Origin of the sequence: Halanaerobium kushneri (assembly GCF_900156285.1) — a bacterium.
In the GTDB taxonomy this organism is placed as follows: Bacteria; Bacillota; Halanaerobiia; order Halanaerobiales; family Halanaerobiaceae; genus Halanaerobium; species Halanaerobium kushneri.
In genome coordinates this window covers 58,994-69,222 of the sequence record NZ_FTNC01000016.1, presented here as the reverse complement: position 1 = coordinate 69,222, position 10,229 = coordinate 58,994, and the positions used below count along the sequence as shown (strand labels likewise).

The 10,229-nt window shown below is 33.8% G+C and carries 8 protein-coding genes and 2 pseudogenes; 1 reads left to right on the top strand and 9 read right to left on the bottom strand.

Going from position 1 to position 10,229, the window contains the following annotated elements:
* Positions 1-346 precede the first annotated feature (346 nt).
* The 3 genes from BW929_RS10840 to BW929_RS15275 form a co-directional block, all read right to left on the bottom strand.
* Positions 347-769, bottom strand: a complete 423-nt coding sequence (locus BW929_RS10840) for a carbohydrate ABC transporter permease (protein ID WP_200805239.1) — start codon at positions 767-769, stop codon at positions 347-349.
* A 75-nt stretch (positions 770-844) separates the two neighbouring features.
* Positions 845-2,062: an ABC transporter substrate-binding protein gene (locus BW929_RS10835; RefSeq protein WP_076545508.1), complete on the bottom strand. Its 1,218-nt coding sequence runs from the start codon at positions 2,060-2,062 to the stop codon at positions 845-847.
* Positions 2,063-2,279: 217 nt separating this feature from the next.
* The gene (locus BW929_RS15275; RefSeq protein ID WP_158537662.1) at positions 2,280-2,420 is read right to left on the bottom strand and encodes a hypothetical protein; all 141 of its coding nucleotides are present in this window, start codon (positions 2,418-2,420) and stop codon (positions 2,280-2,282) included.
* Positions 2,421-2,781: 361 nt separating this feature from the next.
* Between BW929_RS15275 and BW929_RS10830 the strand changes: the two genes are divergently transcribed.
* Positions 2,782-3,546, top strand: coding sequence for a tryptophan-rich sensory protein (locus BW929_RS10830; protein ID WP_076545507.1), 765 nt, complete (start codon positions 2,782-2,784; stop codon positions 3,544-3,546).
* Position 3,547: 1 nt separating this feature from the next.
* Here the strand turns inward: BW929_RS10830 and nikR are convergent, their stop codons facing one another.
* From nikR to larC, 6 genes and pseudogenes are all read right to left on the bottom strand, one after another.
* Complete coding sequence (nikR, locus tag BW929_RS10825) at positions 3,548-3,964, bottom strand: nickel-responsive transcriptional regulator NikR (protein WP_076545506.1); 417 nt, start codon at positions 3,962-3,964, stop codon at positions 3,548-3,550.
* A gap of 133 nt (positions 3,965-4,097) precedes the next feature.
* Positions 4,098-5,018, bottom strand: a complete 921-nt coding sequence (locus tag BW929_RS10820; protein WP_076545505.1) for an ABC transporter permease — start codon at positions 5,016-5,018, stop codon at positions 4,098-4,100.
* 1 nt (position 5,019) lies between these two features.
* A pseudogene (locus BW929_RS15485) lies at positions 5,020-5,993 on the bottom strand (ABC transporter permease).
* A 118-nt stretch (positions 5,994-6,111) separates the two neighbouring features.
* The gene (locus BW929_RS10810; RefSeq protein ID WP_076545504.1) at positions 6,112-7,635 is read right to left on the bottom strand and encodes an ABC transporter ATP-binding protein; all 1,524 of its coding nucleotides are present in this window, start codon (positions 7,633-7,635) and stop codon (positions 6,112-6,114) included.
* Between the two features lie 101 nt (positions 7,636-7,736).
* Entirely contained in the window at positions 7,737-8,732 is a 996-nt protein-coding gene (locus BW929_RS10805; RefSeq protein WP_076545503.1) for a BMP family protein, read from the bottom strand.
* 204 nt (positions 8,733-8,936) lie between these two features.
* Positions 8,937-10,228, bottom strand: a pseudogene (gene larC, locus BW929_RS10800) (nickel pincer cofactor biosynthesis protein LarC).
* Position 10,229: the final 1 nt, after the last annotated feature.

The window sequence follows — 10,229 nt, the reverse complement described above, 5'->3', positions numbered from 1 at the left end:
AAGGATATTTTACAAAATAGCAGGTAATATCTGCGGCAGCGGCTGGTACAAACACATCCGCTTTGCCCCAAATAAACTGCTGGAAAAAACAATTAAATATCTTAGAAAAGCACTAACAGATTTTAGAAAGAAGGTGGTGCTAAATTAAAACCACCAGTACAGTTTAGACTAATTTTTTAAGCTATGAAAACCATAGTTTAGTTAAGTGCGTCTAAAATCTGGAAGCTGGACAATTTATTTAACTGGCTATTTAAATTGAGACTAAATATTTAATTTTAATAGATTGAAATTATTTTTTAACGGCAAAAATCTAAAAAGAACTATTTTAACTTTTTACTTGCCGAATTCAAGTTAAAATATCTATACCAAGGCTGCGGCCTATTTCTGGAATTATAAATGTAAAAATATGATTAAAAATATAACCGACAACTAGTATACTCAACATATAAGGTACAAAGTAAATTGCTCTAAAAGTATCTTTAAATTTAATTTTTGCATTTAAGCCTAAAGCAATTAATAAGCTCAATATATTTACGATAATTGTTGATACTATAGCAAACTTAAATGTAAAAATATATGCATCAAAGGCTCTTCCGTCATTCAACAGGTTTATAAAATTTCTAAAACCAACAAAACCATAGTCTCCAAATCCTATGTAATCTGTAAAACTATAAAATATCCCCTGCAGAGCTGGAAGAGTATGAAAAACAAAAAATAGGATAAATGCCGGTATTGTCATCCAGTAAAATACGGATGAAGTTTTTTTCATTACTTTCTCCCCCTTTTATAATATAGGAGTCCTCCTCATTTTGAGAAGAACTCCTATATTAAAGACTTTAATTTCTTATCTGGACTGTACCTTATTCCATTCTGAATCAAGTGTATCTAAGAATTCTTCAACATCTCCTTCGTGTAGGAAGCCTTGAATTAAGTTAGGAACCTGCATTCCAGATGGATAGTAATGATCAGGGAAAGGCGCAATATTTCCACTTTCAAAATATGTCTTTAAATCAACAACTGTGGGGTCTTCCTGAAATACATTTTCTACTGCAGAGAAAGTCATCTGTTCATCAATATAGAATTGAGCATTTTCTTCTTCCAATAAGAATTTAATAAACTTTTCTGCTGCTTCTGGATGGTCAGTGTTTTTGTTCATAGTTAATACTGTATCTACACCAGAGACCAGCATATTTTCATCTGCTTCATTAACTGCTGGTAAAGCAAATGCTCCCAGATTTAAATCAGGATTTGATTCCAATATCGGATTAATTGCCCAAACACCCTGGATATACATAAATGATTCTCCATTGGCAAATGCCTGATTCCCCTGGCTGTAACCATAACCAAAAATATCATTCTGACCATAATCTAAAAGCTTATAAATTCTTTCAGCCACCTTTTGATACCTGTCTTCAAAAGTAGTTTCATTTTCTAAGCGCTGTTCAATAAAGTTTTCTCCATGTAAATTGGCAGCTAAAGAATTCCAGGGAACCATAATAGTCCAGGCATCTTTAAATGTTAAATAAAAAGGAGTTCCACCATTTTCCTGAATAGTTTCTGCTGTCTGGATAAATTCGTCCCATGTCTGTGGAATATCTAAACCAAGTTCTTCAAACTTATCTTTATTATATAAAACAGTATTTGCATTTGCTGTATAAGGAACACCGTAGTTAGTGCTTCCTTCATGTAAATCCTGAAGCATTTCCTGATAGGCTGTTTGAGTATTACTTAAATATGAAGCCTGATCAAAATTCTTTAGTATTCCGGCGTCAGCGATTTGACCATAAGTAAAATTACCTCCCAGGCCCATAATATCGGGTATATTATTTTTAGCCAATCTTGATTTTAAAACTGTTTCTGCTTCTGGCACATGATTTTGTTTAATATCAATATTTGGATTCTCTGCTTCAAATTTTTCAATTAATTTGTCAAAAGTTTCAACAGCTTCTCTCTTATTCTGAAAAAACTCTAATTCCACTTCCTGAGCAAAACCAACTGCACTAAGACCTAAAATCATAAATAAAGCTAAACAAACTGAAACAATTGAACGAAAAGATTTCATTTAATAAATCCCCCTTAAAATTTTGTTTTATTGGAACCACTTCCAAAACCATAAAAAAATAAATTTGGAACCGCTTCCAAAATAATTATAACAGGAGTATTTTTAAAAGTCAAACAATTAACTCAATTATTTCAAAAATTGTATGAAATTTTTTTCTGACTAAAACACATAAAAACCGGGGCAAAAAGCCCCGGGTCTTAATTCTTTCTTTTTGATTTTAATAGCCACCCATCATGTAGTAATCCATCAAGGCGCTATCTTTTAGTTTAACATGTGCCTCTGTGTCAGACTTAGTGTTAACATTGATTTGTTCCTTGTGATCCTTGTGAGCGCGCTTGTGCTTAAAAATAGTTCTCATTAGTAATGCCCCCCTTAATAATTTTGTTGAGGGAACATACTCGCTGCACATCTACTTTGTTCCAAGTAATATAAACCACCGACCTAATAGTAAACTCAGCTACTCACTCTCTGTCGGTTCAAGTTCATTATACTACTTTAAAATTATTTTGCAAGGGCTTTGTGTAAATTTTTTCAATATTTTTTCTTTTGTTCTTTAGCATGATAATGTACTGATATGATTATAACTTTGCAGGACTTAATAAAGTTAAAAAGAAATATAAAATATAGATGTTATTGGCAACAGAATATAGAATCCCAACTGTCATCCAATATTAAAATCTAAATTAAAAATCTGAACAAAAATTTAAAGGGGTGAGTTAATGGCGAAAAATAAGATCGGTCTTAAAATAGTTAATTTAGTATTCTTACTGCTGACTATATTTGTTAACTTTCTGGCAAATTATTTGCCAATTAATGGGGTTACAAGTGGTGAAGTTTCTGCCTTATATCAAAATCCATTTACACCAGCGGGATTTACATTTTCTATCTGGGGGGTAATTTACACTCTGCTAATTATTTTTATTATTTATCAATTTCTGGGCCAGAGTGAAATAAACAAAAATTTTTCAACAGGTCCTTACTTTATTATCGCATCACTGGCCAATATGAGCTGGCTTTATCTCTGGCATCACAAACAGATTCCACTATCAATGATTATAATTTTACTTCTTCCATTTTCTCTGTTTAAAATATTTAAAAGACTGCATCAGCATCAGCAATATCAAAGGGCTGAATATCTTGGTTTAAAACTGCCTTTCAGTATCTATACTGCCTGGGTAACTATTGCTTCCATAGCTAATTTTATGGCTTTATTAGTCTATTTTAATGATAACTGGCCAGCTAATTTTTTAAGCATTGCAGCAATTATAGGAATCCTGATCGGATTATTTATCGCAGTCAAAATTCTAGATAAATATAAAAATATTCCTTTTGCTCTAGTTTTTATCTGGGCCTTAACTGGAATTATTGGAGCCCAGCTTGGTTATGAGAACTCCAATATGGCAGTAGTGATTACTGCAGGAGTTTCAATAATAATTATATTATTTAAAATGATTAATGCCTTCGGGACAAAAACAGAAAGCTAAATCAATTTTCCATTCCCTCAATTTTAGTTACAGTTAATTTACCGTGTTTAACACCCTTTAAGGCAATTAACTTAGAACTTATTTTCCTTAACTTACTTTGCAGACCCTCAACAACTATAACTTCCAGGCAGTAATTTCTATCTAGATGCAGATGCAGATTTGTCTTAAAAAGACAGTGATAATCATGCTGAAGTTGATTCATCCTGTCGGTCAAACCGGTTTGATGATGATCATAAATCAGAGTGATTGTACCTACAACATCTGCATCTTTTTTTGTATTTTCCTCTGCAATTATTTTATTCCTAATTAAATCTCTAATTGCTTCAGAGCGATTATTATATATACCTTCATTTAACTGATCAAATTTCTGGAGCAAATTTTCTTCTATTGAAACTCCAAATCTCTTTAATTCTGACATTCAAAATCACCTTTCATAAACCAATATTTTATTTAGTGCTATCATTATCTTTCTTGATAATTATAATAATTCCTGCTTTAAAAGAAGAACCTGCAGAATATCTGCAGGCAAAACAGCTTAATCTTTTATTTTATTAATTTTCTTCTTTAACATAGGGAACCCCTAAATATTCGGGAACACTAAAACTCTTTCTGGCTACTGTTGCAGCAATAGTTAAAATATATGGAAGAGCAATTATAAACTCGTTAGGAATTATTTTTACACTGGCTGTCTGAAAAAATACTGATAAACCATCTGCCAGACCAAAGGCTAAAGCCCCAAGAAGTGCGCCTACTGGATGCCAGTTACCTAAAAAACAAATAGCAAAAGCAATCCAGCCTCTACCGCCAATTATATCCTGTGAAAACATACCTAAAAAAGCAAGTGTGTAGAATGATCCGGCTAAAGCAGCGAAACCACTGCTTACAATAATTGTTAAATATCTAACTTTTTCTACTTTTATTCCGGCCGCATCTACTGCTTCTGGATTTGCTCCTGTGGAACGAATAATTAGACCTATTCTTGTCTTATATAAAACATAATAGGCAAGCGGGACAAAGAGCAGAACAATATAAGTCATAACATTTTGATTAAATAAAATCTCTCCTACAACCGGAATATCCGAAAGTAAAGGCAGAGCCAGCCGGCTTAAAGGCTTAATTTTTAAAGGAGTCACTCTTACTCCAAAAATTACCCGATATAAATAAACGGCCAGAGCTGCCAGCAGGATATTTAAGGCCACACCGGTAACAATCTGGTGCTGCTTTAAAATAATTGTAATAAAACCATAGACTAAACCCACTATCATTCCTGCCAGAAGAGCAGTAAGAAAACCTATCACAATATTTTCTGTAGTAAAAGCTCCTACAAAACCAGCCCAGGCGCCGATCAAAAACACCCCTTCAATTGCAATATTCATAACACCGGTTTTTTCAGAATAAACCTCTGCTATAGATCCTAAAATCAGGGGAGTACTCATCTGTAATGCTCTTGATAATAATAATATTATTGCCATCTTAATCCTCATCCCCTTTCATAAGTTTTTTCTTTGCTCTAAACACTTTAAACTTATGATTAATAAAATAAGAAATCACAACAAAAATTACTACCAGCCCCTGAGTGATTCCTATTATACTTGAGGGTAGAGTACTGGTTTGAGTAAGCATTAAACCGCCAACTTCCATAGTCGAAAAGAGCAGAGCTGCCAGTACAATACCAAAGGGATTTGCATTACCAAGAATAGCAACTCCAATACCTGTAGCCCCAATATTGGGTTCAAAACCCTGAATTACCATATGATTAATTCCATTTACCTGCATAAATCCAGCTAATCCAGCTAAAGCGCCACAAATCATAAATACAATAACAAAAATTTTCTTTTCACTAAAACCGGCATATTTGGCAGCATCTCTATTTTGACCAACCGCTCTAATTTGAAAACCAAGTCGGGTATGCCATAATAAAATATAGATCACGAAGACCACAAAAATAGAAATAAAAAACCATAATGAAATTGAGTCCGGGAAATCACTGCCGGAATTTTTGCAGAATCAGCTATCACATTAGTCTGAGGATATTCTCCTTTACTCTCCTGCAGCGGACCTCTAACCAGAAAATCCATTACTGCAATAGCAACATATGTTGACATCATACTGACCAAAAACTCATTCGCATTAAATTTCGCTTTAAAATATCCAATAACTGAGGCCCATAATCCTCCTGCCAGCAGGCTTAAAAGTAGACTGAAGCTTATAACAAAAAAGGAGGGCAACCACCCAAACTTTAAAGAAATAAATACTGCTGCAATACTGCCAATATAAAACTGTCCCTGAGCACCAATATTAAATAATTTTGCCTGAAAAGCAAAGCCAAAAGCAAGAGCGGTTAGAATTAAAGGAGTTGCCTTAGCGAAAATATTTGCGATATTATAAGAATCAATAAAAGCAAACTCAATTATCTGTTTATAGGCTGTAATCGGATTATGATCCATTAGTAACATCAATAAACCGCTGACCACAAGCCCTAAAAATATAGAAAAAAAAGTACTAATTATTAAAAATACATTTTCATTTAAATTAATTATTATTTTATCTTTTAGATTTTGTGATTTAGTCTCCACTTTTTTCACCTCTTACTCCAGTCATCAAGAGCCCAATTTTATCAATTTGGGCATCTTCTCTGGCAAAAGTTTCCATGATTTTCCCTTCGTAAATTACTCCAATTCGATCAGAAAGTTCCATGATTTCGGATAATTCGTTAGAAAAAAGCAGAATTGCTTTGCCATTTCTTTTTTCCGATTCTAGTGTTTTTTTTACATAATCAGCTGCCCCAAAATCAAGACCACGGGTTGGTTGGGAGGCAATTAATAATTTTTTGCCAACAGAAACTTCCCGGGCAATGATTGCCTTCTGCTGATTACCCCCAGACAGTGATCTAACTGAAGATTTTGTAGAAGCTGTTTTTATATCGAAATCTTTTATTTTGCTTTCAGCATTTTCTGCCAATCTTTCTTTGTTAAAAAGTAAATACTTATAATAATCTCTGTTATAGGTGCTTTTAAGTATTAAGTTTTCCTCCAGATCCATATCAAGTACAAGACCAACTCGATGCCGGTCTGCAGGAATATAACCAACTCCCCTATTAATTATTTGCTGAACCGAACAATTTTTAATTGATTTTCCATCTAATAGTATATCTCCCTGATCAATTTTTTTTAACCCTGCTACAGCTTCAGCCAGTTCTTCCTGACCATTACCACTTACTCCAGCAACACCAAATATCTCACCAGCTTTAATAGTCAGAGAAAGTCCATTTAAGATTTGTCCTCTTTTTTCACTGCTTAGGAAAATATTTTCTATTTCTAATATTTTCTCTCCCGTTTGAGATTTTATTTTTTCAATACCAAAATCAAAATCTCTTCCGATCATCATTTTAGTTAATCTTTTTTTATCTGCCTCATTTTTAGAAATGCTTCCTATCTTTTTCCCATCTCGTAAAACAACTATTCTATCCGAAATTTCCATTACTTCATTTAATTTATGAGTTATAAAGATAACTGAATTACCTTCGGACTTATATTCCCTAATAAAATCAAATAGTCTTTCTGTTTCCTGTGGTGTTAAAACAGCTGTTGGTTCATCCATAATCAGTAACTTAGAATTCCCAATTAAAGCCTTAATAATTTCAACCCGCTGCTGAAAACCAACAGGCAAATCACTAATTAAAGCTTCAGGGTCAACATTCAAGCCATATTTTTTACCTATATTATTAATCTGCTTCTTCATATTTTCAGGCTGATATTTCCCTTTTAGGGGAAGCATAATATTTTCTACTACCGTATTAACAGGTACTAAAGTAAAATGCTGATGAATCATTCCAATGCCCAATTCTCTTGCCCTGTGAGGAGAATTTATTTTAACTTCTCTATCTTCTACAATGATAGTACCTGCATCCGCCTGATGCATTCCATACAAAATTTTCATCAGTGTAGTTTTTCCTGCCCCATTTTCGCCGAGTAGAGAAACAACTTCACCATTATTTATTTTTAGAGATATATTATCATTTGCAATTACTCCTGGAAAGACCTTTTTAATATTTTTCATTTCGACAAATGCTTTTTTTCTTTTCTGCATAAAAAATCCTCCATTTTTGAATTTTTTACTATAACAAGATTTAGGAGGCCTAATAGACCCCCTAAACCGATCCAGATTAATATCTCTAATTGAAATTTAAATTATTTATCAAGCGCTTCTGGTGATAGTGAGAAGTAATCTAAAACATCACCATTTCTTATTGCCTCAGTTGCCTTCTCTACATCTGCTTTAACTTCTTCACCAATCTGATCACTATAAACAACTTCTACAATTCCCTGATTAACACCAACTTCGTTTACGATCGGCTCCAGTTCTCCTGACATAAAGTTTTCAACTATCCAGACATAAAGGCCTTCAAAGTTGAGATAGACACTGGCCTGTACCGTACCGGGGGCTACATCGTTCTGATTAGAAGCAAAACCAATAAACTTAGCTCCTCTTTCATCTGCAGCCTGAATTGCACCCAGACCCACTTCGTTGGCATAGAAGAATAAAACATCTGCCTGATCATCTATCATTGAATTAGCCATCTGATTTCCTAAAGAAACATCACTCCAGCTATTAGCATAGGATCTAATACTTTCTACATCTTCATTAACAGTTCTTGCTCCCCAAACATAGGTATTTAAAAGTTTGATCATCTGTCTATTTGGAAAACCACCAACTAAACCTAGCTTATTAGTTTCTGTAACATGACCTGCTATTATACCGGCCAGAAAACTTGCTTCATACTCTTTCGGCATTACCGGCTTTAAATTGGGTTCTTGAGCAATTACTCCATTCACAACTGTAAAAGTTGTCTCTGGATAGCTCTCAGAAATTCTCTGAGCAGCTTCATCAAATTGAGTACCGGCAGCTAAAATAAGGTCATAACCTCGCTGTGCGTAATTTCTCATTGTTGACTCAAAATCACTTGCCTGAACGTTTTCTACATACTCAATATTAGTTCCTAATTCTTCATTTGCAGCAACAAGACCACTGTAGTTTGTAGCATTCCAACTCTGATCATCGATTGAACCAGGCAATAACAATACCATCTTATAATCTTCAGCAGACTGAGCAAAAGTTGGCATTGATACTGCTAACAATAAAGCCAGAACCAGGATACCTGCCAGAACAAAACTTTTAAATTTCATAAATACTCCTCCTTATTTTGTTTGATAAATACAGCCAAAGAATGCTAAATTTGATTATTGAATAAAGATTCGAAATTTTTAATTAAATCTATATATAAAATTATCTATTTTTGTCGAAATTCCTGCTTAATTTGAAAAATAAATATAAAAAAAGAGTGAGCAATTAGACATCACTCACTCTCATTTAATCTAGTTATTCAATTTCTAAAACAATTTTTCCGCTGCCTCTCTTTTAAGCAGATCATAAACTTCCTGTAATCTTATCCCTTTTTTTCGGGCAATTTTTTGACACTCTTCGTATTCAGGTGCAAACTTAACTAAATCCCCTTCATAATAAGCGGCTTTAATTGTTACTTCTCCTAATGATGAATCCAACTTTAAATATTTACGTTCCAGACAGCTTCTCTCAACTTGCCTGCGCCTGATCCCTAGAGTTGTTGTTTCTTTAAAAATAATTTCCTCTATTTTTTTACGGCAGGAGGCAGGTGTCAGAACAGTAAGTTTTTGGGCCGGTCGATTCTTTTTCATCATAATATTAGTTAGATAAACATCTCTGGCGCCGGCAGCCAGTAATTCGGGAAAGAGATAGGAATAAATTTCTCCGCTCATATCATCAATGTTTGTTTCCAGAATTAATAGTTTTTCTTCATTTTTTTTTTGGCCTGATATACTCTTAATAAATTAGTAATTTCAAAATCCTTCTTACCAGCACCATAGGCTATTTTAGTAATTTTAAGCTCAGGTACAGGCAGAAACTCTTCGGCCAGTGTTTTAATAATAGCTGCCCCTGTTGGAGTAACAAGCTCCCCTCTAACTCCGGTCGAATAAACAGGTACATCCTGCAGGATTTCTATTGTTGCTGGCGCTGGAACTGGAATCCGGCCGTGAGCAGCATCTACAAAACCGGTTCCTAATGATACTGGAGAAGCATAAATATGATCAGGATTAATCATCTCGATTAAAATTGCAGTTCCTACAATATCAACTATAGAATCTACCGCACCTACTTCATGAAAGTGAACCTGATTAATTTCTTTATTATGAACTTTTGCTTCGGCTCTGGCAACTTTCTCAAAAATATTAATTGCCAGTTCCTGTACATTTTCGTTTAACTCACTTTCTTTAATTAATTCTTTAATATCATTGAAATTACGATGAATATGATCATGATTACCACATCCCTGGCAGCCACCTTTATGATGATGATCAGAATCATTATCTTGATGATCATTATGATGATGACTGTGCCCATGACTGTGCTCATGACTATGTTCATGATGATCAGGATGACTCTCGTCTTCTAGAATAACTTTAAAATCTGTGGCTGTAATTCCATTTTTCTGCACAGTAGAAATTTCTATTTCATAACCTTCAAGATTTAATTTTTGTAGTTCATTTAAAAATTTATCCCTGTCGACTCCCAGATCAAGCAGAGAAGCAATCGTCATATCTCCACTGATTCCAGAATTAATATCAAAATATAATATATCTTCCATC